The 23,446-nt window shown below is 39.8% G+C and carries 20 protein-coding genes; 14 read left to right on the top strand and 6 right to left on the bottom strand.

Annotation, left to right across the window (positions count from 1 at the left end; genetic code table 11):
* Positions 1 to 2,009, bottom strand: a 2,009-nt coding sequence (locus tag A0J48_RS09180) for a GTPase domain-containing protein (RefSeq protein WP_200322401.1), incomplete at its 3' end; no start/stop codon positions are given.
* A gap of 545 nt (positions 2,010 to 2,554) precedes the next feature.
* Between A0J48_RS09180 and A0J48_RS09185 the strand changes: the two genes are divergently transcribed.
* On the top strand, positions 2,555 to 2,776 hold the full coding sequence (locus tag A0J48_RS09185) for a hypothetical protein (protein ID WP_200322403.1): 222 nt from the start codon (positions 2,555 to 2,557) through the stop codon (positions 2,774 to 2,776).
* Positions 2,763 to 3,200, top strand: coding sequence for a putative toxin-antitoxin system toxin component, PIN family (locus tag A0J48_RS09190; protein WP_411841125.1), 438 nt, complete (start codon positions 2,763 to 2,765; stop codon positions 3,198 to 3,200). The genes A0J48_RS09185 and A0J48_RS09190 overlap by 14 nt, the downstream gene beginning before the upstream one ends.
* Positions 3,201 to 3,365: 165 nt before the next feature.
* Here the strand turns inward: A0J48_RS09190 and A0J48_RS09195 are convergent, their stop codons facing one another.
* From A0J48_RS09195 to A0J48_RS09205, 3 genes are all read right to left on the bottom strand, one after another.
* Positions 3,366 to 3,716 carry a DUF1257 domain-containing protein gene (locus A0J48_RS09195; protein ID WP_048868763.1) on the bottom strand — a complete coding sequence of 117 codons (351 nt, stop codon included), beginning with the start codon at positions 3,714 to 3,716 and terminating at the stop codon, positions 3,366 to 3,368.
* A 145-nt stretch (positions 3,717 to 3,861) separates the two neighbouring features.
* On the bottom strand, positions 3,862 to 5,373 hold the full coding sequence (gene ycf46, locus A0J48_RS09200) for a stress-responsive protein Ycf46 (protein ID WP_200322404.1): 1,512 nt from the start codon (positions 5,371 to 5,373) through the stop codon (positions 3,862 to 3,864).
* 91 nt (positions 5,374 to 5,464) lie between these two features.
* Positions 5,465 to 5,812, bottom strand: coding sequence for a hypothetical protein (locus A0J48_RS09205; protein WP_200322405.1), 348 nt, complete (start codon positions 5,810 to 5,812; stop codon positions 5,465 to 5,467).
* Positions 5,813 to 6,050: 238 nt separating this feature from the next.
* Here A0J48_RS09205 and A0J48_RS09210 point away from each other — a divergent pair, with 238 nt between their 5' ends.
* From A0J48_RS09210 to A0J48_RS09225, 4 genes are all read left to right on the top strand, one after another.
* Positions 6,051 to 6,569: a hypothetical protein gene (locus tag A0J48_RS09210; protein ID WP_200322406.1), complete on the top strand. Its 519-nt coding sequence runs from the start codon at positions 6,051 to 6,053 to the stop codon at positions 6,567 to 6,569.
* A 199-nt stretch (positions 6,570 to 6,768) separates the two neighbouring features.
* Positions 6,769 to 7,920 carry an NAD-dependent epimerase/dehydratase family protein gene (locus A0J48_RS09215; protein ID WP_200322407.1) on the top strand — a complete coding sequence of 384 codons (1,152 nt, stop codon included), beginning with the start codon at positions 6,769 to 6,771 and terminating at the stop codon, positions 7,918 to 7,920.
* A 169-nt stretch (positions 7,921 to 8,089) separates the two neighbouring features.
* Positions 8,090 to 9,208, top strand: a complete 1,119-nt coding sequence (locus A0J48_RS09220) for a glycosyltransferase family 4 protein (protein ID WP_200322408.1) — start codon at positions 8,090 to 8,092, stop codon at positions 9,206 to 9,208.
* Between the two features lie 157 nt (positions 9,209 to 9,365).
* Positions 9,366 to 11,942, top strand: coding sequence for an adenylate/guanylate cyclase domain-containing protein (locus tag A0J48_RS09225; protein ID WP_200322410.1), 2,577 nt, complete (start codon positions 9,366 to 9,368; stop codon positions 11,940 to 11,942).
* A 54-nt stretch (positions 11,943 to 11,996) separates the two neighbouring features.
* Here A0J48_RS09225 and A0J48_RS09230 read toward each other — a convergent pair whose 3' ends face one another.
* Positions 11,997 to 12,275 carry a DUF7219 family protein gene (locus A0J48_RS09230; protein WP_200322412.1) on the bottom strand — a complete coding sequence of 93 codons (279 nt, stop codon included), beginning with the start codon at positions 12,273 to 12,275 and terminating at the stop codon, positions 11,997 to 11,999.
* Between the two features lie 1,165 nt (positions 12,276 to 13,440).
* On the opposite strand from A0J48_RS09230, the gene purC reads away from it, so the two are divergent.
* The 8 genes from purC to A0J48_RS09270 all read left to right on the top strand — a co-directional run bounded on the left by purC (position 13,441) and on the right by A0J48_RS09270 (position 22,578).
* On the top strand, positions 13,441 to 14,181 hold the full coding sequence (gene purC, locus A0J48_RS09235) for a phosphoribosylaminoimidazolesuccinocarboxamide synthase (RefSeq protein ID WP_200322414.1): 741 nt from the start codon (positions 13,441 to 13,443) through the stop codon (positions 14,179 to 14,181).
* 67 nt (positions 14,182 to 14,248) lie between these two features.
* Positions 14,249 to 16,792, top strand: a complete 2,544-nt coding sequence (locus tag A0J48_RS09240) for a BamA/TamA family outer membrane protein (protein WP_200322469.1) — start codon at positions 14,249 to 14,251, stop codon at positions 16,790 to 16,792.
* Positions 16,793 to 16,935: 143 nt separating this feature from the next.
* The gene (lpxC, locus tag A0J48_RS09245; protein WP_200322416.1) at positions 16,936 to 17,784 is read left to right on the top strand and encodes a UDP-3-O-acyl-N-acetylglucosamine deacetylase; all 849 of its coding nucleotides are present in this window, start codon (positions 16,936 to 16,938) and stop codon (positions 17,782 to 17,784) included.
* Between the two features lie 90 nt (positions 17,785 to 17,874).
* A complete protein-coding gene (gene fabZ / locus A0J48_RS09250; RefSeq protein WP_200322418.1) occupies positions 17,875 to 18,390 on the top strand; it encodes a 3-hydroxyacyl-ACP dehydratase FabZ in 516 nt (171 codons plus the stop codon).
* A 189-nt stretch (positions 18,391 to 18,579) separates the two neighbouring features.
* Positions 18,580 to 19,398, top strand: coding sequence for an acyl-ACP--UDP-N-acetylglucosamine O-acyltransferase (lpxA, locus tag A0J48_RS09255; protein ID WP_200322420.1), 819 nt, complete (start codon positions 18,580 to 18,582; stop codon positions 19,396 to 19,398).
* Positions 19,399 to 19,550: 152 nt separating this feature from the next.
* Positions 19,551 to 20,705 (top strand): lipid-A-disaccharide synthase, encoded by a 1,155-nt coding sequence (lpxB, locus tag A0J48_RS09260; RefSeq protein WP_200322422.1) that lies wholly within the window; start codon positions 19,551 to 19,553, stop codon positions 20,703 to 20,705.
* Between the two features lie 193 nt (positions 20,706 to 20,898).
* Entirely contained in the window at positions 20,899 to 21,174 is a 276-nt protein-coding gene (locus tag A0J48_RS09265; protein WP_200322424.1) for a hypothetical protein, read from the top strand.
* Positions 21,175 to 21,267: 93 nt separating this feature from the next.
* Entirely contained in the window at positions 21,268 to 22,578 is a 1,311-nt protein-coding gene (locus tag A0J48_RS09270) for a DNA cytosine methyltransferase (RefSeq protein ID WP_200322426.1), read from the top strand.
* Between the two features lie 254 nt (positions 22,579 to 22,832).
* On the opposite strand, the gene A0J48_RS09275 is transcribed toward A0J48_RS09270, so the two are convergent.
* Entirely contained in the window at positions 22,833 to 23,402 is a 570-nt protein-coding gene (locus A0J48_RS09275; protein WP_200322428.1) for a response regulator, read from the bottom strand.
* Positions 23,403 to 23,446 lie beyond the last annotated feature (44 nt).

Genomic DNA, 23,446 nt, shown 5'->3' on the forward strand with positions numbered 1-23,446 from the left:
AATGAATCTTGATAGGCTTTTATAGTTATCTCTCTTTTTTGTTTTACCTGTTGTTTCAGTGATTTTTTTTCTTTTTCAATATCCTTTTTATAATTTTTATCATCATCTACTTTTTTCCAGTCACCAGCAAAACTACCACCCATACTAGCAAGAGTAGTTACTAACCCTGCTCCCACAACCCACCCTCCAGGATTCCACCAATTTGCTGCTACAAAAGCTGCTGCACCAACAGCACCAACAGCTACACTACCCCATTTTATCCACTTTCCTGTATCGTCTTTGTTAATGTTACTCAAATTCATTGCCATATCAATCTGAATATTTTTAATATCATATTCATATTCTTGTTCAAATTCCTTGAATTTTTCTCCTAAATCTGAAAATATTGCCTCTATGCAAGATTTCATAGTTTCTTCAAGATTTTTTTCATTAACTATTTTATTCCATTCTCTCTGTCTTCCATTGATATCCATATCTGAATCTGAATATTTATCAACAAAACTACCTATTTGATTTTCTATCAGATCATATAAAGAGTCACATTTATCTTTAATTTTTCTATCACCTTCTTTTTCGATTTCTGCAAATATCTTTTCGATTTCTCTTTGTTTCTGTTCAATAAAGTTTAACTGAACAGATAACTGAGATTTTGCAGCAGCTAATTTTTGATTAATTGACTTAATAAAATATTCCAAGCTATCAGCGAAAGTTGATAAGCGTAAATCTTGACCATTAGTATAAATTTGATAAGCAATTAAAGAATATAATTCTTCTATTTTACTCAACTGCCAAAGTTGACTGCTATACTCTTGATATTCTGCTTGCGTACTTAAAAAACCAGATTGAGCATGAATAGGAACTATATCTACATTATCTAAATTCAAATATTCTTGAATGTGACTTTGAATATGATGTTTATGTTGTGATAACCTATCTTCATCAAATACCATTTCTGGAATATCAATAAACATTTTTAAATCTTCTAAGTTATTAGAAATATCATGTTTAACATTAAGAATTACAGCAAAATATTTATTGATTTGTTGTAATTGTGCCATTGCTTTAAATTCACCAGGTTGCACAGAATCATCACTGGTTAAAAACAAAATGATATCAGATTGATCAATGATTTCATTAGCTTTTTGTGTATCATCATCACCTTGATAAGCCTCAATTCCAGGTGTATCAAGTAACCGTAAACCTTGCCAAGAATATTCTGTTACATCTCTGGTGGTGCGTTGTGAACCTTTACCAATTGTGCTACCATTACCGCGAGTTAGTGTTTCTCGTAAGGTACTTTTACCAGCTTTTGTTCTACCAAATAATGCAACTGTAAAATATTCTAGATGTTTTCTTTTCTGATCTAAAGAAATAAACAAATCGGCTAAACTAGCTTCGGATAATTTTTGAATATCTGATTGAATTTGTTTGAGTGTCTCTGCAAATTGGAATTGTTCAGAACCCTTAAATTTCACAATTTTATGGCTAACAGCTTCAAGATCGCCATTAATTCTTTTAATTGTTATTTCTACTTTCTTTGCATATCTAATACTACGATCATAAGCAGAGTTAGCTGTTTTTGAACAGTTTTTTAATGCCTCTTCAAATTCATCTTGAGATACTTTTATCTGATCTCTTTTAATCCGATTATTCGATGTAGTATTTTGTTTTTTATTTTGATGTTTAGTTTGATTATCTTGGGAATAATTAGAGTTATTTTCTGAAAATAATCCAGACTTGTATTTATATGACCAATCTAAATCGAAACTATTAATCTGCTGTCCATGAATTTTGACAGTTTGAATAGTAGTTAATTCTAAATCACGTAGTGATGTGATAGTGACTTGTAATAATTCGTCTTTATCTGTAGTTTCTTTTGTTTCTTCGGATACTAGGATTATTTTGAGACAATCATGGTTAACGGAAACTTTAGCGGTAACGCCTATAATACCGTTAAGGCTTAAAGATTGGTTAAGGTGGTGTGCGATCGCATCTAAATCAATATTCATAAACCAGCATCTTTTTTACTCAGCATCATCATAAATAAACTGAGTAAACATTATACTAAACCTAACCCATCTAAACCAGTATTTCTTAAATATATTTACATCCACCAGGATGATTTTGATAACATAGTTTTCAGACCTGCTCAAATCACAACTTTTCTAAATCCTGTAAATCATTAAATCCTGGACATCCTGATTCTGACAAATTGATAAAATAAATAATCAGATAACGTGCGATCGCATCTAAATCAATATTCATAAACCAGCATCTTTTTTACTCAGCATCATTATAAATAACTGAGTAAACATGATACTACATTTAACCCATCTAAACCAGTTTTTTAAGTATATTTACATCAACCAAGATGATTTTGATAACATAGTTTTCATACCTGCTCAAATCACCACTTTTCTAAATCCTGTAAATCCTTAAATTCTGGACATCCTGATTCTGACCAATTGTTAAATTGTTGGCTTTCCTTGCGTCAATCCAAGCTACATCTAATTGTTATAATCAAAAAAGTAAATTGATAGCTTCTTAAATCATTATGGAAAACATTACCATTCAAGTTGACCCAGAAATTGCCAAAGCGTACCGAGAAGCAGAACCAGAAAAACAGCAAAAAATCCAACTGTTTTTGAAAATTATGCTGCAAAAAGCAGTCAGTGAAAAACCACTCTTAGACATCATGAAAGCAGCGAGTCAACAAGCAATTGCTAACGGAATCACCCCAGAAATTTTAGAATCAATTCTCAATGATGAAAACTAACCGATTCGTAATAGATACGAATGTAATTATCAGTGCATTAATCTTTTCTCAATCTACCACAATGCAAGCTTTCAGAGAAGCTAAACAAACCGGATCAATCTTAATTTCAGCAGAAATTTTAGCAGAATTAATTGATGTACTCAGTCGTAAAAAATTTGATCGTTATCTATCGAGAGAAATTCGTGAAGACTTTTTAGCAAGTTTAGCCAGAGAAACAGAATTAATCACAATTACTGAAACAGTAGATATTTGTCGAGATCCTAAAGATAATAAATTCTTAGAATTAGCCATTTCTGGAAATGCTACTCATATTATCACAGGAGATAAAGACTTATTAGAACTGCATCCTTTTAGAGATATCTTGATTGTTACACCAAGTCAGTTTTTAGGTAGTATATCTTCCAATGAAACGCCAATTACATAGTTTTCCCACCTGCTCAAATCACAAATTTTCTAAATCCTGTAAATCCTAAAATCCTGGACATCCTGATATGGCTTGCGCTTGGCGTTAGCTATCAGACAAAAAAAAGCGGGCTAACCGCTAATGCTTGGTTAACCCGTTCAGCTTTGGGAACGCGCAGAGAAATTCTTATTGCAATACCAACTTAACGTTAGCGTTTTGCAAGCCGCGCTGTTTTACTTCAGCCAAAGTCTTGTTAACGGCGTATTTTTGGTTAATGGAGTTAATCAACTCGGTTTGGTTGTGCTTCTTAGCAACGCCCCACAGGTCAGCGATTAAGTCAAAAGAACCATCGCTATTGCGAGACCAACCTAAATCGTACTCGCCTTCCAATACAGCAACGATGTCGGAACGTACACGCTGACCGTTATAACCACGAACATCAGCTTCAGTCTTTACGCTGATACCCAGGTCGCGCAAAGAAGATTTGAGGATTTCGGCATCGGTGATTTTGGTACGCAGAGTGCTAAAGTGAGACATTTGGGTTTCCTCCAATGAGAAGATTGATGAGAAAAACGACAACGGTTTCTTTTTCAGCGAAGCCGCATTAATTGGGAAGCGGCTGTTTTCGTAACCTGTTAGCTTCGTAGCTAACCTTTCCCCTCTGGCATACAGAGGAAAGCTTTTAGAACTCCATCCGCTGATATTCAGCGACAGAGGACGCTGCGGGTCTAGCACGCTGTCTGGCCCAGTCTCTTAAAGCTGTGACCTGTTCTTGCATCGTTCTTGACAGCGGCAAAGTTGCCTTGAGCGCAGCAATAATATCTAATTGGGTGAACTCCCGATCTTGGGCGAAAGCTTCATACATCGCCGCCACGATCGCCTGTTCAATTTCTGCCCCAGAAAAACCGTCTGACATCTTTGCTAGTTGTTCTAGATCAAATCTAGCAATATCTTCTCGTCTTTTAGTCAGATGAATGTTGAAGATATCCTGACGTTCTTCAGGTGTAGGCAGATCCACAAAGAAAATTTCGTCAAAGCGACCTTTTCTCAAAAACTCTCCAGGTAAGCGTTCTACCCGGTTAGCAGTCGCCATAACAAATACTGGTGACTTCTTTTCTTGCATCCAAGTCAAGAAAGAACCAAAAATTCTACTTGATGTCCCGCCATCGGAATCACCAGAACCTGCACTACCGGCAAAAGATTTATCCAACTCGTCGATAAACAGAATCGTCGGGGAAATTGATTCTGCTGTTTTTAGGGCGTTCCGCAGATTTGCTTCACTCCGACCCACCATTGAGCCATCGTAAACCCGCCCCATATCTAATCGTAAGATTGGTAAACCCCACAGACGGGAGGTAGTTTTGGCAATCAGTGACTTACCACAACCAGGAACACCAAGAATTAACATCCCTTTAGGTTGAGGCAAACCATACTCTCTCGCTCTTTCTGTAAAAGCGTTAGAGCGTTGTTTGAGCCACCTTTTCAACTCTTCCAAACCGCCAACAGCTTCAATAGTTTCATCTTCTTCGATGTACTCTAAAATACCGTTACGGCGAATGAGTTGCTTTTTCTCAGATAAAACTATATCTACTTCATCTTCCGTCAAGCGTCCAGTTGTCACCTGAGCCTTACGATATACTTTCTCAGTTTCATCTTTAGTTAGACCTAAAGCGGCTCTCAGAAGTTTTTCTCTAGCTTCAGTTGTCAACCTGCGACCACGATGCTGCTCTTGATGCTGAGTTAAAACTTTGTTTAACTCGGACATATCCGGCAGTTGGAAGTCGATGACAACAACTTCTTTTTCCAGTTCTATTGGTACTTGCTGCATGGGAGACATCAAAATGATGTTCTTTTGCATTCCCTTAAAACTAGCGATCGCATCCCGAAGCGATCTAGTTGTTGCCGGAGCATCAATAAAAGGATGTAAATCTTTAAGAATAAATATACCGGGTTCTTTCTGCCGAATGATCCACTCAATCGCCGCCTCTGGCGAAACGGTATTATGTTGAGTGACACTCCGGGGTTGACCGTACTCCACAATGCCGTGAGTTACTGTCCAAACATAAACTCGACGTTGAGGCTTTAACAATTGAGCGATTGTATGGATTGCTTGCTCTGCCCGTTCTTCCTCGGAGGTCACAAGGTAGATTAAAGGGTATTGAGCTTGAATGAGAATATTGAGCTCTTCTTTCATACTATCGACCTACTTGAGACCTTATAGAGACAGTACAATCATCGCCGTTGATTAAAGACAAACTATGAATTTATCCATTCATAATTCCTAACTAGCAGGGAACTAATTCTTCCTCACCCTTGGGATGGGTTTCTTCTTGTTCCATTTCATCAATGGGCAGATGATCTTGACCAATGATTCCTGGTTGATTGCCCAAAGCTACTAACTCACCATCTCGTAAAATTAGCGAACTTTCACAAACTGGACAGGAATATACCCTGTGAGTTCTGCCGTAAGAAGACTCTTCATACTCTTCTACTAATTCCGAGTTGGTCAGGTAGAAATCCAGCGCCCGTTCTGCAAGGTCTGACATTGGTTCTGTGTCTACTGCGGAACGAATCTTTAGCCTTCTGTGCAATTCCGGCGATAAATACAATGTTACCTTTTGCTTAGTTTGCATATAACTTATTAACGGTCTTACCCGGGTATGTATCCTACCCTATCGCCTCCTTTCTCCCTTGTCAAGACAGAAAGACGTTTTGACAGCTATTTTGTTACATATCTTCATAATTAGGAGTTCAGGAGGCAGGAGTTCAGGAGTTCAGGAGAATCAGAAAATAATTCCCAATGCCCAAGAACCTGAGTTGCAAAGCCAATCAGAATATACTGAAAGTAAAGTAGGGTAAAGGGTGTGATTTATGTCTATTGCTGTGTTAAAAACTCGCAGATGGATGCGAGTAATAGCGGGTGCAGTCTCCAGTATTGGCACTATTGGCACAGCAATGATTTTGTCTGGATGTACTATCATCAATATTTATGCATCCGAAGCTACCTGGAAAACTTACAGCAACACGCGCTATAGTTTTGAGTTTCCCTATCCCAGCAATTGGAATTCTTCAGGAAATTCTGATAACAACGATGGTATTGCCTTTGTTGCACCAAATAACAGGAATGTAGAGATGCGGGCGTGGGCTAGTAGGCACTTAGAAGTTAGTATTCAAGACCAATACATAAGAGAGCAGACACAGAATTTTCAAACTGCTGAGGGAGTTTTTGGAGTACTGTCTGTAGACGTTGGTCAACAAACTACTTCCATGACACTGACCATATCTCAAGGTCAGGTGAAATATCATTGGCAAGGACAAAGCAACAGCAAGGAATTTAAAGAATACTATCGGTTGTTTTATTACGTTGCCAAGCAGTATAAAATCAGGTGACAGGGGACAGGTGACAGGTGACAGAGAAGAAGGAAAGGTCGCAGGGAGCAAGAAAGAGGAAAGGTCGCAGGGAGCAGGGAGTAAGGGGGAAAACTTTTCTCCTCTGCCTCTTTTTCCAATAACCAATGACCAGAATTAGTGATGAACAGGGGACAGAAACCTGATAGATTTAGCTATCAGCGAGTAAAAACTGGTAAAAATGAAAGTCCTGGTTATTGGTGGCGATGGGTATTGCGGTTGGGCAACTGCACTCTACCTTTCTAAGCAAGGTTATGAAGTTGGAATTTTAGACAGTTTGGTGCGCCGGCACTGGGATAATGAACTCGGTGTTGAGACTCTAACCCCAATTGCACCAATTCAGCAACGTCTCCAACGATGGCAAGATTTGACTGGTAAATCAATCGACCTGTTTATTGGCGATATTACCAATTACAGTTTTCTGCACAAAGCTTTACACCAATTTCAGCCAGATGCCATAGTACATTTTGGTGAACAGCGTTCAGCACCCTTTTCCATGATTGACCGTGAACACGCGGTACTCACTCAAGTTAATAACGTCGTTGGTACATTGAACTTGCTGTACATCATGAGAGAAGATTTCCCAGATTGTCATTTGGTGAAATTGGGAACAATGGGTGAATATGGTACACCCAATATTGACATTGAAGAAGGTTATATCACCATTGAACACAATGGACGTAAGGATACTCTGCCCTATCCCAAACAGCCCGGTTCAATGTATCACTTAAGCAAAGTCCACGACAGTCATAATATTCACTTTGCTTGCCGGATTTGGGGTTTACGGGCAACAGATTTAAATCAAGGTATAGTTTATGGCGTTCTCACCGAAGAAACGGGGATGGACGAACTACTGATTAACCGCCTTGATTATGATGGTGTATTTGGTACAGCGTTAAACCGTTTCTGTATTCAAGCAGCAATAGGACATCCCCTCACTGTTTACGGTAAAGGTGGACAAACTCGCGGCTTTTTGGATATTCGGGATACAGTACGATGTATTGAACTAGCGATCGCCAACCCAGCCCAACCTGGAGAATTCCGCGTATTTAACCAATTTACCGAATTATTCAGCGTTGGTGACTTGGCCTTGATGGTGAAAAAAGCCGGTAATGCAATGGGACTAAATGTAGACATTAACAACATTGATAACCCCAGAATCGAAAAAGAAGAACACTACTTCAACGCCAAAAACACCAAACTGCTAGATTTAGGCTTAGAACCTCACTATCTTTCTGATTCTCTGCTTGATTCACTGTTAAACTTTGCAGTCAAGTATCAACAGCGAGTGGATAATAACCAAATTCTGCCTAAAGTCACTTGGCATAGATAATTAGGTGACAGGTGACAGGTGACAGGTGACAGAAAGAAGGCAAGAGGCAAAAGGCAAAAGGCAAGAGTTTTTGAATTTTGAATTTTGAATTTTGAATTTATTTCTCCCCTGCACCCCACCTCTCTACACCCCACCTCCCTGACTCCTGACTCCTGACTCCTACTTATTTATGAGAATTGCCCTATTCACTGAAACTTTTTTACCCAAGATTGATGGGATTGTCACCCGTCTACGTCACACTGTTGATCATCTCCAAAGGGATGGAAATCAAGTATTAGTATTTGCCCCGGAAGGTGGCATCACAGAACATAAAGGAGCGAAAGTTTACGGTGTGACGGGGTTTCCACTGCCTTTGTATCCGGAGTTAAAATTAGCACTGCCTCGTCCTGCCATTGGTTACGAATTAGAAGAGTTTCAACCAGATATTATTCATGTTGTTAATCCCGCAGTTTTAGGATTATCAGGTATTTTTTATAGTAAAGTTTTAAAAATTCCTTTAGTTGCTTCCTACCATACCCATTTACCTCAATATCTGCAACATTACGGTTTAGGAATGTTGGAAGGGCTACTATGGGAATTACTAAAAGCAGGGCATAATCAAGCAGCGTTAAATTTGTGTACCTCGACAGCAATGATCGAGGAACTATCAGAACATGGGATTGAAAGATTAGATTTATGGCAACGGGGAGTAGATACAGAATTATTTCATCCCGATTTAGCCAGCCAGGAAATGCGATCGCGCCTCACGCAAAATCATCCAGAAAGCCCCTTATTGTTATATGTTGGTCGTCTTTCGGCTGAAAAAGAAATTGAACGTATTAAACCCATTTTAGAAGCTATTCCTGATGCCCGATTGGCATTAGTTGGAGATGGGCCGAATCGCCAAAACTTAGAAAAGCACTTTGCAGGCACAAACACCTATTTTGTTGGTTATTTGCGGGGAAAAGAATTAGGTTCTGCCTTTGCTAGTGCTGATGCCTTTATTTTTCCTTCCCGTACAGAAACATTAGGCTTGGTGCTACTAGAAGCAATGGCCGCAGGTTGTCCAGTCGTCGCAGCCCGTTCTGGCGGCATTCCTGATATTGTGACAGATGGTGTCAATGGTTATCTTTTTGACCCTCAAGCTGATATTCAAGCAGCTATTGATGTTACTATAAAGTTGTTACAACAGAAACATGAAATAGCTTTTATCCGTAAAAATGCCCGTACAGAAGCAGAAAAATGGGGATGGGCAGCCGCTACACGGCAATTACAAGATTATTACCAAAATGTGGCAGGTGACAGGTGACGCAGCGCGGTCTTGGGGGTTTCCCCAAGTGAAGCAACTGCCCTTCAGGAGTCAGGAGTCAGGAGAAGATTCATTAACTTTTGCCTTTTGCCTTTTGCCTTTTGCCTTTTGCCTTTTGCTACCGATAACTGATAACTGATAACTGATAAGTGACTTTATGACACTCCCCAACGCCGGTAGCGTCTTGGCTACATTAACTGAACTGACACAAGTTAATCGCACCCACGCCCTACTCAGTCGCGTCAAAGACCTTTCTGTGAACGAATTTGTTTGCTTACTTGACTTTATCACGGCTGAGTTTCAGCAATTCTTGAGAGCTATTGATCTGATCAATAATGAAGCCCTAGAAAGTATGTTGGAGAAAGTGCTAGAAGCCGTGACCCTCAAAATCGGTCAAATTCTCCAAGCAGAACATACAGCTATTTTTTTAGTTGACTATGATAAGGCTCAATTATGGTCAAAAGTTCCCCAAGATAATAGTCAAAAATTCTTAGAAATCCGCACTCCCTTAAATGTAGGCATTCCCGGTCATGTAGCCAGCACAGGTAAATATCTCAATATCTGTGAAACCTCTACTCATCCTCTTTTTAGTCCAGAGTTAGAAAAACAAATGGGCTATAAGATTCGCAATCTTTTGTGTATGCCGGTTGTGAGTAGTAAAAAGCAAATTGTCGCTGTAGTACAACTGGCAAATAAAGCTGGAGATATTCCTTTTGATCATGATGATGAAGAATCTTTTCGGGACTTTGCTGCTTCTATTGGGATTATTCTGGAAAGTTGCCAATCTTTTTATGTAGCAGCTCGAAATCAACGGGGTGCAACAGCTTTGTTACGTGCAACTCAGACTTTAGGGCAAAGTTTGGATTTAGAGGCAACTTTGCAAATAGTCATGGAACAAGCCCGGATTTTAATGCAAGCAGACCGCAGTACACTGTTTTTGTATCGCAAGGAAATGGGGGAACTGTGGACAAAGGTAGCTGTGGCTGATGGCAAAAACTTGATAGAAGTCCGCATCCCTTCTAATCGTGGTATTGCTGGCTATGTAGCTTCTACAGGTCAATCATTAAATATCCCTGATGCTTATCAAGACCCTCGTTTTGATCCAACAACAGATCATAAGACTGGATATGTAACTCGCAATATTTTATGTCTACCAGTTTTTAACTCTGCCAATGAATTGATTGGTGTCACCCAGTTAATTAATAAACAACAAGGCAGTTTTACTACCTCAGATGAAGAGTTTATGCGAGCTTTTAATATCCAAGCTGGAATAGCTTTGGAAAATGCTCGTTTATTTGAAAGTGTCTTGTTAGAAAGACAGTATCAAAAAGATATCCTTCAAAGTTTATCTGATGCTGTGATTTCTACAGATATGCAAGGTCAAATAGTTACTATTAATGATGCAGCACTGGAGTTGCTGGGTTGTCCTTTAAAGGAAGCTAACAAAATAGCAAATAAGCTGTTATGGAAAGAAAATTTGCTGGGTCGCCCAGTTTGGGAAATTGTACCAATTGAAAATTTGCAAATGCGCCTGGAAGATAGCTTAAAATATGGAGCTAGGCATTATGTCCCAGAGCAAAGTTTACAAGTGGGATTATATCAATTAGAAAATGCAGGAAATCAGCTTTCTGGACAGAAAAATCAGAAGTTAATTTTAGCGGTACGCGATCGCACTAACCCAAAAATTTTCATTCCTTGGAATCAACCCCTCACTCCTCAATCTGAGTTACTGAGTGCTGATGTAGTCAAAACATTAGAACGTAGTCTCAATTTAACTATCAATCCCTTAACTAACCCCGAAGGAGGAGTCAGAGGCGGTTTAGTAGTCTTGGAAGATATTAGCCGAGAAAAACGCCTCAAAAGCACTATGTACCGTTATCTCACACCCCACGTAGCCGAGCAAGTAATGGCACTGGGAGATGATAGTTTAATGGTAGGAGAGCGTAAGGAAGTCACCATTTTATTTTCTGATATCCGGGGTTATACCACTTTAACGGAAAACCTGGGAGCAGCTGAGGTGGTATCCCTGCTCAATCAATATTTTGAAACAATGGTAGAGTCAGTCTTCTACTATGAAGGAACTCTGGATAAGTTTATTGGTGATGCTTTAATGGCTGTTTTTGGTGCGCCGCTACCATTAACAGAAAATCATGCTTGGCGAGCAGTACAATCAGCCTTGGATATGCGCCGCCGACTGGCAGAATTTAATCGCAAGCGGATTATTCAGTCCCAGCCACAAATTCATATTGGCATTGGTATTAGTTCTGGGGAAGTGGTTTCGGGAAATATCGGTTCTCACAAACGCATGGATTATACAGTGATTGGCGATGGGGTCAATCTGAGTTCTCGTTTGGAAGGAGTGACCAAAGAATATGGATGTGATATTATCATCAGTGAATTTACTTATAATCTTTGTAGTGAGCGTGTTTGGGTGCGTCAATTAGATAGAATTCGTGTCAAAGGCAAACATCAGGCTGTAGATATTTATGAATTAATTGGCGATCGCTCCATTCCCCTAGATGCCAATACTCAAGAATTTTTATATCATTACGATGCGGGTCGTGCCGCTTACGTAGCAAAAGATTTCTGCCAAGCGATCGCTAGTTTTGAAATTGCAAAGCGTATCAGACCTACAGATCAAGCCGTAGATACCCATTTAGAACGCTCCTACAACTACCAGCAAACACCACCGCCAAATTCCTGGGATGGTGTTTGGACAATGATTACAAAATAGGAAGGGTATAGGGTGTCGGTAAAGAATTTTCTACCTAGCTCCTCTGCTACCCAATCACTCATCTCCCGCGTCAGAGTCTTTGTCTTGAAAAGGTTCTTCACCAATCCGTAATTGTTTTTTAGAGCGTTTTAACTGTTTCCATAACAATTTAATCTGTTCATAAGCTTCCTCTGGTGGAAGTTTGCCACTGGTTTCTAGGTTGCATATATAACTTACTCTTTGGGCAAATTCCTGTAAGTTTGCGTTAAAAACCAAGTTCTCAGGCTGTACATGACCGTAGTAGCGACCACGAGGATAGAGAAAATCATCTTTACTCACCATTTTTTTCTCCATATATTTAAATCTCCTCTTGATTTTCTCGTTTGTAGCAGAACCACTAGCTACTCTGATCTGTATTGTGTTCAGCCAGGAAAACGCTAATGATTAAACCATGATTACGGCAAAGTGTTTAAGGGATTAGTCAATCTCAACTTTGACAAAAGAATCAAAACGTAAGTCATCTATTGGGGAACAGCAAATAGGGCTAAAAGTCTGTTCGTATATGACTTTATAAGAAAAAAGGCTGAAAACCATTGAGGCTTCGCCGTGAGCGTCAGCCGAACGGTTAAGTGTTGGAGCCAAGTTTCAACACTTAACCGTCCTTGATAGCAGGGATGTAGCTTGCTTCCCGAAGGGTAAGCCGGTTGAGGCGTTTACGCCTCAGTGAGTTGTGATATGATCATCCCAACAGGAACGGTAATCAACCTGTATAAAAACCTAACTGCCTAACGGCAATCTGTACCTTGACAACTAAATCTATGGGGTTCTACTTCGTAGTTCTAGTATCACCTGGAAGTAGGTAAAAGATTTACAGGTACTAGGCGACACAGAATTTAACTCAAACAAAATTTGCAGTGATGCAGCTACCTCCGGACAGGGGAAAAATTAACGCTTGGGGAGAGAACCACCTCTGGGTTAGACACCCCAAGGGATCTAAACTAAGTGGACTCGTTGAACCAAGAATCACCTTACCTTCAGGTCGGTGAGTGTCAATTCATTTTATTCCTTAATTTACAACAATGGATTTTAATTAGCTTCAACCAAAAATCCAGCAATCAAAGTATTAATACATACTTTTTTACAGTATTATAAAATTTTATTTACCAAAAATTACAAAAAGTTAACTAAAATCGTAAAAGTTTTATCTAGAGTTTACCCGTTGCAGGAGAAAGACAAGGGTATAGGGTGTAGGGTGTGGGGTGTAGGGGAAAGGAATAAAAAAAATTAATTCTTTTTCTGGAACTCCTGCCTTTTGCCTCCTACACCCTGATGTTAACTTATGGCCAATAGCTATAAGTAAAGATAAAATGGTGAAGCTTGAAACCATTTACCTCCCAGTAATGCTGCTGGGGAAAAAGTTACTAGGTTTGGTTTAAAGGTTTTTTCTTTCCCCTTGCTCCTTACCCTGGAAGAGAAAACCCCGACAAGTATTAATTGACCTCCAACTGTATCTACCATTATGTCTGTTAACACCAAACTTTACGAAGGCAAAGCGAAAATTATCTACATTACAGAAGATCCTGAAATCTTATTGGCTGATTTTAAAGATGACGCAACTGCATTTAACGCTCAAAAACGTGGCAGCATCCAGGGAAAAGGCAGTATCAACTGCACTATTTCCAGTAAATTGTTTCAACAATTAGCAGCGCATGGCATCAAGACTCATTTCATAGATTGTCCTGCTCCCAATCAAATGCTGGTCAGAGCAGTTAAAATTGTGCCAGTAGAAGTAGTTGTGAGAAATATTGCTGCTGGTAGTCTGTGTCAACAAACAGGGTTGCCATTGGGTACAGTTCTGCCAAAGCCTTTGGTAGAGTTTTACTACAAAGATGATAACTTAGGAGATCCACTTTTGACACGCGATCGCTTACTATTGCTCAAACTAGCCACAGAGGAACAAGTTGACAGTATTACCCATCTGGCATTACAAATCAACGAATTTCTCAAGGACTTTTGGCAGCAGTGTGGCATCACCTTAGTAGATTTTAAACTCGAATTTGGTTTGGACGTGGGACAGCAGCTACTTCTAGCAGATGAAATTAGTCCTGATACCTGTCGTCTCTGGGACATCACCGAAAACGATCCCAACCGCAGAGTAATGGATAAAGACCGTTTTCGTCGTGATTTAGGGAATATAGAAAATGCCTACCAGGAGGTTTTACAAAGAGTATTAAAAGTGGTGGAGAGCCAAAATCTTTGAATTTTTAATTTTTAATTTTGAATTTTGCAAAGTGGTAAGTGTGGTAGTGAAGAGGAATATGAATAAAATGCATTTGTCTCCTGTATTATTGGCAGTCGTGGCGATCGCTGCCCCTTTCGATCAGTCACTGAGTGCGACTGCACAAACTCCTGATCAACCCCAGCAAGTCACAGAAGTTGCCACGGTAGAAACGAACCCACAGCTATCAAAGGAAACTAATGAGAATGATGTTAGCCAAAAGCTAGAGTCAGTCCCCACGTCAAAAGCAGTAGTTATAGAAACCGAATCTCCATCTGCCATAACTCCTGTTTCAGCTTTAGCTGATAACTCAGCGGCAATAGCAGCACCAGAGACAATTACCCCAGATATCAGAATTTCGGCTAAAACTGCACAAACCATACAAACAGCACTAGCTCGTAATTCAGCAGAAGTAGAGACAAAATCGGTAATTATCCCTCATGTCAGCACATCATCAAAAACTGCACAAGCCCTACAAACAGCACTAGCTCATAATTCAGCAGAAGTAGAGACAAAATCGGTAATTATCCCTCATGTCAGCACCTCATCCAAACTATTATCTACCAATGCAGTAGGTATAGGGACATCACCAGCAATTATTACTAATTTCACCACATCATCAAAAACTGCACAAGCACAAGAAACAGAAGCAACACCTGACACGAACTCTACACCGGAAAACATCGAACCTCCCGCAGCACAACCAGCTACTCCTGCAAATCCCGAAACAACAGAAACAGCAGAACCACGAGTATTAGTTTCAGAAGTAGCAGTCAAAACTCCAACAGGTGCAATTTCCGAAGACCTGGAAAAAAAAGTTTATGATGCTATTCGTACCCAAGCAGGACAAACAACAACTCGCTCCCAACTCCAAGAAGATATTAATGCTATCTTTGCCACCGGCTTTTTCTCCAATGTCCAAGCAGTTCCAGAAGATACACCTTTGGGTGTGAGGGTAAGTTTCGTTGTCAGTCCTAACCCGGTTCTCAGTAAAGTAGAAGTGGAAGCTAATCCGGGAACAGGTGTGGCTTCCGTACTCCCTGCCAACACAGTAGATAAAATCTTCAGTGAGCAGTATGGTAAAATCCTGAACTTGCGCGATTTACAAGAAGGAGTTAAAAAGTTAACCAAAGAGTATCAAGACAAAGGTTATGTATTGGCCAACGTGATTGGAGCGCCCAAAGTCTCAGAAAATGGAGTTGTCACCCTGCAAGTAGCAGAAGGTGTAGTAGAAAATATCAAAGTTCGTTTCCGCAATAAACAGGGTGAGGAAGTAGATGAGAAAGGCAACCCAATTCGCGGACGGACCAAGGACTATATTATTCAGCGAGAATTGGAATTAAAGCCAGGTCAAGTATTTAACCGCAACATTGTCCAAAAAGACCTACAACGGGTATTTGGTTTGGGATTGTTTGAAGATGTAAATGTGTCCCTTGACCCTGGTACAGACCCAAGTAAGGTAGATGTGGTACTTAATGTGGCAGAACGCAGCAGTGGTTCAATTGCTGCCGGTGCGGGTATTAGTTCGGCAAGTGGGTTATTTGGTACTGTTAGTTATCAACAACAAAACCTGGGGGGTAGAAACCAGAAACTTGGGGCTGAAGTACAGCTAGGAGAAAGAGAACTGCTGTTTGACCTGCGGTTTACAGATCCTTGGATTGGTGGTGATCCTTACCGCACTTCTTATACAGCAAATATTTTCCGTCGTCGTTCAATTTCTTTGATTTTTGAGGGTAAAGATGACGCTATAGAAACCTTTGACCCCGGTAATCCTACAAACGAAGATGACCAGGATCGTCCCCGGATTACCCGTTTAGGTGGTGGTGTATCCTTTACTCGTCCCCTTTCTGCTAATCCCTACCAAAAGTCAGAATGGACAGCTTCAGCAGGTTTGCAATATCAACGAGTTTCCAGCCGTGATGCTGATGGTAATTTGAGAAAAGAAGGGGCGATATTTGATGATAATGGTGTTCAAATTAGCCCCACAATTCCCCTGACCCAATCTGGAACAGGTGAAGACGATTTACTATTATTACAACTAGGCGCACAACGCGATCGCCGTAATAATCCCCTACAACCAACCAGTGGTTCTTACCTGCGTTTTGGTGTTGATCAATCTGTACCCGTAGGACAAGGCAATATTTTACTGACTAGGGTACGGGGTAACTACAGCCAATATTTACCAGTGAAATTTCTCAGTTTTGGTAAAGGACCACAAACCCTGGCATTTAACCTCCAAGGCGGTACTATCCTGGGTGACTTACCCCCCTACGAAGCCTTTACCCTTGGTGGTAGTAATTCTGTCCGGGGCTACGATGAAGGCAGATTAGCAACTGGACGCAGTTATGTGCAAGCATCTGTAGAATATCGCTTCCCTGTGTTCTCTGTAGTCAGCGGCGCACTATTTTTTGATTATGGTAGTGACCTGGGAAGCAGTACCAGAACAGCAGAAATTCTCAACAAAAATGGTACTGGCTATGGTTATGGTCTGGGTGTGCGCGTACAGTCACCATTGGGACCAATTCGCATAGACTATGGACTTAGTGATGATGGAGATAGCCGCATCAACTTCGGAATTGGGGAAAGATTTTAATAGTGGATAGTGGATAGTGGATAGTTGACGAGTTATCAACTTCCCCCGCCTCCCCATCGCCCCATCTCCTGCCTTTTAGGGTGTCTACTACGAACAGAAAAAATGAGTAATAATCAGCAAAATAATATATTAGCTTGTGTCCTATGCACCAACACACTCTAGCTGCGGAAATTACCCAAACGGGTGTGGGACTGCATAGCGGTGTGAGTACCAATGTGCGAATTTTACCAGCAGAACTGGGAAGCGGTCGTTATTTTGTGCGGGTAGATTTACCAGATGCTCCCATTATTCCCGCCAAAATTGCAGCAGTTAATCAAACGGTTCTCTCGACTCAGTTGGGTACAGATACCGTCTATGTTCGTACAGTAGAGCATTTATTGGCTGCTTTGGCTGCTATGGGTGTAGATAATGCCCGGATTGAAATTGATGGTTCGGAAGTACCGCTTTTAGATGGTTCGGCGCAGCTGTGGACTGATAGCATTGCGGCGATAGGCTTGGTATCACAACCTGTCAGTGATGAATCAGCCCCTGTAGTTATTAAAGAACCTATTTCGGTTCACCAAGAGGATGCTTTTGTCTGTGCTTTTCCAGCTTCGGAAATCCGCTTTAGCTATGGGATTGATTTTGATTTACCTGCGATTGGTAATCAATGGTACAGTTGGTCATTATCTCCCAATCTAGAAAATACCAAAAATACCTTTGTTACAGAAATTGCTCCTGCTCGCACCTTTGGCTTATTGCATCAAATTGAATATCTGCAAAAGTCAGGATTAATCAAGGGTGGAAGTTTAGATAATGCCTTGGTTTGCGGTCCCGATGGTTGGCTAAATCCACCTTTAAGATTTGCCAACGAGCCAGTACGTCATAAAATATTGGATTTAGTGGGAGATATTAGTTTACTGGGTAAATTTCCCGTTGCTCACTTTTTAGCATACAAAGCCAGTCACAATCTGCATATTCAATTAGCGCAGAAGATTTTAGAATTGGGCTAAAGAATTGGCCTAAAAATTAACTAAAATTTAAGATTGTACGCTATCATCTAGCCTACTTCATTTCCAGATTTTCAATAAACTAAAGTACCAATGTCAACTCTCACCCAAGCTAATTCTACTAACGTGACTGCATCTGAAGAAGATCATCAGGAAGCCAATACACCGGAAATTAAAACAACCTTTACGGTGGAAGAGATTCAACAACTCCTACCTCACCGTTATCCGTTTTTACTCGTAGACCGGATTATTGATTATGTCCCAGGAAAATTAGCTGTAGGTGTAAAAAACGTTAGTTTTAATGAACCCCAATTTCAGGGTCATTTCCCTGGCCGCTCATTGATGCCTGGTGTACTGATTGTGGAAGCAATGGCGCAAGTCGGAGGGGTGGTAATGACGCAAATGCCTGATATACCAAAAGGTCTATTTGTGTTTGTGGGTATTGATAAAGTCCGTTTCCGCCGTCAAGTAGTACCTGGTGATCAGTTAATTATGACAGTGGAACTGTTATCAATCAAGCAGCGTCGTTTTGGTAAAATGCAAGGTCGCGCCGAAGTAGACGGACAACTAGCTGCTGAAGGGGAACTAATGTTTTCTTTGGTGAGCTAAAATTGGTTTTGCTGATTTGGGCATAGCCGTGAAATGCCCTCAGTTAATCATTAACAACGATAACAGTAACCACGAAAAAGCTCAAGCGTATTTACTGATTTCTAGACTTTTGTCATCCTCACACATAATTTATTTTGCCCATTTTGCCCGACACTTTTTTTCACTGAACTCAGTTCTGGAGAGTCACCCTTGAAGACACTTATTCATCCAACTGCTGTAATACATCCCAATTCGGAACTCCACTCAACGGTGCAAGTCGGTGCTTATGCTGTGATTGGAGCGAATGTCAAAGTCGGACCGGAAACGGTAATTGGCGCTCATGCGGTGTTAGAAGGTCCCTGTGAAATCGGAGCGCGAAATCATATTTTTCCTGGTGCTGTGATTGGTATGGAACCCCAAGACCTCAAGTATGTGGGAGAACCCACTTGGGTCAAAATTGGCGACAATAATTCCATTCGTGAGTATGTGACTATTAACCGCGCTACAGGTCGGGGGGAAGCGACTGTCATCGGTAATGGTAATCTACTGATGGCTTATGTTCACGTTGGTCATAACTGCGTGATTGAGGACTCAGTGGTAATTGCTAATTCTGTGGCTTTAGCGGGTCATGTCCACATTGAGTCTCGCGCCAGATTAAGCGGGGTTTTGGGTGTCCATCAATTTGTGCATATCGGTGGTATGTCAATGATAGGCGGTATGACTCGCATTGACCGAGATGTTCCTCCTTATATGTTGGTTGAGGGGAATCCTTCACGGATTCGATCGCTCAACTTGGTGGGTCTAAAACGCTCAGGAATGCCTGCCAATGAATTCCAACTTCTCAAAAAAGCTTTTCGTATTCTCTACCGTTCTAATTTCCTGTTTAAAGATGCTTTAGCAGAATTGGAAATGTTGGGAGATACAGAACAGTTGCAACATCTACGCCGTTTCTTGCTACTCTCGCAAATGCCAGGAAGACGCGGTTTGATTCCTGGAAAGGCGACAAAAGGCACAAGTGATGAGTCGTGATTTATGAGTGATGAATGATGAATCACGCCTAAATTCATCATTCATGTTTAAGACAGGGAACAGGGAACAGGGAACAGGTAAGAGAAAAAAAGATATTACAAGCAATTACCCGGACATGATCTAAAATCTAAAATCTAAAATCTAAAATTAAAATGCGGATATTTATCAGCACTGGGGAAGTTTCTGGAGATTTGCAGGGGGCGCTGTTAATTACGGCGCTTCAGCGTCAAACTATGGCTTTGGGGTTAAAATTAGACATTGTGGCCTTGGGTGGCGATAAGATGGCCGCAGCAGGAGCGACAATTTTGGGCGATACTAGCGGTATCGGTTCAATGGGTATTATTGAGGCTTTGCCCTATTTTATACCTACTATCCAGGTACAAAAGAAAGCGATCGCCTATCTGAAAAAAAATCCCCCTGATTTAATCGTGCTAATTGACTACATGACTCCTAATATCGGGATTGGTAGTTATATGCATGAACATTTTCCCGATGTACCTGTGGTATATTACATTGCCCCCCAAGAATGGGTGTGGTCGATGAGTTTGGAGAGAACAAAACGAATTGTTAGCTTTACAGATAAGCTATTAGCAATTTTTCCAGAAGAAGCTCGTTATTATCAGGAAAAAGGGGCTAAAGTTCATTGGGTTGGTCATCCTTTAGTTGATAGGATGGCTAATGCACCCAGTCGAGAAACTGCGCGGACAAGTTTGGGAATTAAACCAGATGAAATTGCGATCGCTCTTTTACCAGCTTCCCGTAGTCAAGAACTAAAATATCTATTACCTGTAATTTTCCAAGCTGCCCAAAATATCCAATCTCAATTACCAGCAGCACATTTTTGGATTCCGCTATCTTTGGAAAAATTTAGAAATACAATTGAAAAAGCTATTCAAGATTACGGGTTACAAGCAAGTATAGTATCAAGTCAACAACAGGAAGTTTTTGCAGCGGCTGATTTTGCAATTACCAAATCTGGAACTGTAAATTTAGAATTGGCTTTGTTAAATGTTCCCCAAGTTGTTGTTTATCGTCTCCATGCTTTTACTGCTTGGGTAGGAAGGAATATTCTCAAAGGTTCGATTCCTTTTGCTTCACCTGTGAATTTAGTAGTGATGAAGGAAATTGTTCCAGAATTATTACAGGAAAAAGCGACATCTGAAAATATTACTCAAGCAGCGATGGAATTATTATTAAATCCTGAAAACAGACAAAAAACTTTAGCAGATTATCAGCAAATGCGGCAATGTTTGGGAGAATTGGGAGTGTGCGATCGCGCTGCTAAGGAAATTTTGGAAATGCGGTGATTGGTAATTGGTAATTGGTAATTGGTGATAATATTTATTTGATTATTCCCTATTCCCTATTCCCCATTCCCTTGTATATGACTACAGTCCCTTACTTGTAGATATCATAAAATTAGTAAATGACCTGATTGCTGTTTTATCCGCACGTCAACGTCAACAACAAGATATTGATCCAGATGATCGGAAGTTGATTATGAAATTATCGGAAATTTATCAACAACAACTAGAAGAATTGAAAAAACAAGGACTTCAACAAGGAATAGAAGAAGGGGAAAAAATAGGAATTGGTAGGGGTATAGAAAGAGAAAGACGCGCAATGATTGAGAGTATTCTACAAGTGCGTTTTGGTGGAATTGATGCAGAACTAGCGACAATTATCGAAAAATTAATTCTCATGAGTAGAGAAGAATTTACTCCTATGTTATTGCAATTATCCCGTGAGGAATTAATAGCTAGATTTGCAGAATAATTAATAGGAAAAATAAGTCAGTCAGTAAGGGTTTAGGACTGCTAAACCCTTAAAATTTATGATGTTATGATGATAACCAATAACTAATAACTAATGAAAAAAAGACCGATAGCAGTTGATTTATTTGCAGGTGTAGGAGGTATGACCCTTGGCTTTGAACAAGCTGGTTTTGATGTCCTTGCTTCTGTAGAATTAGACCCTATTCATTGTGCAGTTCATGAATTTAATTTTCCCTTTTGGAAAGTGTTATGTAAAAGTGTAGAAGATACCACAGGGTCAGAAATTAGAAATAATAGCGACATTGATAATCAAGAAATTGATGTAGTTTTTGGTGGACCACCCTGCCAAGGTTTCTCATTAATTGGTAAACGTTACTTTGATGATCCTAGAAATTCTTTAGTTTTTCATTTTATTAGGTTAGTTTTAGAATTGCAGCCTAAGTTCTTTGTGATGGAAAACGTCAAAGGAATGACTGTAGGTAAACACAAAGAATTTGTTACCGAAATAATTGATCAGTTTGAAAATAACGGTTACAAAGTTAATCATAATTACCAAGTTTTAAATGCTGCTCATTATGGAGTTCCTCAAAATAGAGAAAGATTATTTTTGCTTGGTTGTCGTCAAGATTTAGAGTTGCCTAATTATCCAGATCAAATCACCCATCCCCCTAAGTCAAATAAATCTTCCAATTTACCAAAAACACCTACCGTTTGGGAAGCATTGAAAGATTTACCCGAAATAGAAAATTATCCAGAATTATATATACAAGATTGGGTAGTAGCTGATTTTGGTAACCCCAGTAATTACGGAATGAAAATGCGTAATCTTTGCGGAGAAAAATCAAATTTTTCATATCCGCGTAAATTTGATCATAGCATTTTAACCTCCAGTTTAAGAACAAAACATAGTCCTGAATCTATCAAAAGATTTGCATCAACTATTCCGGGAAAAACAGAACCAATAAGCCGTTTTTATAAACTTGCTCCTGACGGTTTATGTAATACACTTAGAGCAGGAACAGCGAGTAATAAAGGTGCATTTACTTCTCCTCGTCCCATACATCCATTTAAACCTAGATGTATTACTGTTAGGGAAGCAGCGCGTTTACATTCCTATCCTGACTGGTTTAGATTTCATCCCACAAAATGGCATGGTTTTAGACAAATTGGTAATTCTGTTCCCCCACTTTTAGCACAAGCTGTAGCTGCCGAAATTATTAAGGTTTTAAATGTAGAAATTTGTCGAACAAAAGAATTGAAAATTTTAGATGAAGCTAGTTTATTAACATTTGATATGTCAGAAGCAGCTAAATATTTTAGAGTTAATCCTCATGTTATAGAACCTAGAACTAGAAAAAAACAAATATTGAACGAAAGTAAAAAACCTGCCATTGTCTCTATCTAAGAATAAGCTGGCAGGTTTAGTCAGTAATAACTGTTTTCAAGGACTGAAATATTTTGAGTGACAAGAATAATAGTAAGGATTCAGGATACAGAATACAGGATAGCCTGCGGCACGGCTACGCCTACAGAATGAATTAGAGTTTTCGAGTTATTCTGGATAATTGATGAGAAAACGTACTTCTGTAGCTCACTGCTACAAACAAATTTTCTGACTCCTGACTCCTGAATTCTTACGAAGAATAGAAAAAGCCAACACTATTTAATTTTCTGTTTAATAAATGTCACAATCTGAGTTAGCTGTTTCTTCAAGCTATCAATTTCAGCTTGCATTTTGGTAATTTTGGCATTTAACGCCTGAATTTCTGCGGCTGAAGCACCTTCTGTAGCAGCTGATTTTGAACCAACTGGTTCTTTCTGCACTGGTTGGGTAACAACATCTTGACGACCTATTCTAGCAGCTATAGCCATAGCTGATTTAATAGAATTAATTAGCTGTCTTTGGTCAAAAGGCTTGTTGAGAAATTCAAAGCTTTCAAATGGTTCAGGAATTTTTTCCGTTACCTCCTCTTTGCGACCAGACATGATCACCAAAGGAATTTTCTTTAATTCTGACTGGGCTTGAATTTTTTGGAATACTTCCCAGCCACTCATCTTAGGTAATATAAAATCCAACATGATCAAGCTGACTTTTTCTTGAAGCATGAGGTTATATCCTTCTAAGCCGTCTTTTGCTTCCAATACTTCAAAATTGCCCGGAGGCAACATTTCACGTACTTTTACCCTGACAACTGTAGTGTCATCGATAACTAAAATTTTGTTGGCCACGACTGATTACTCTACCAAAGACTATAAGTTTAGATGGCTGATTT

The organism is Sphaerospermopsis aphanizomenoides BCCUSP55 (assembly GCF_001586785.1).
Classification (GTDB): Bacteria; Cyanobacteriota; Cyanobacteriia; order Cyanobacteriales; family Nostocaceae; genus Sphaerospermopsis_A; species Sphaerospermopsis_A aphanizomenoides_A.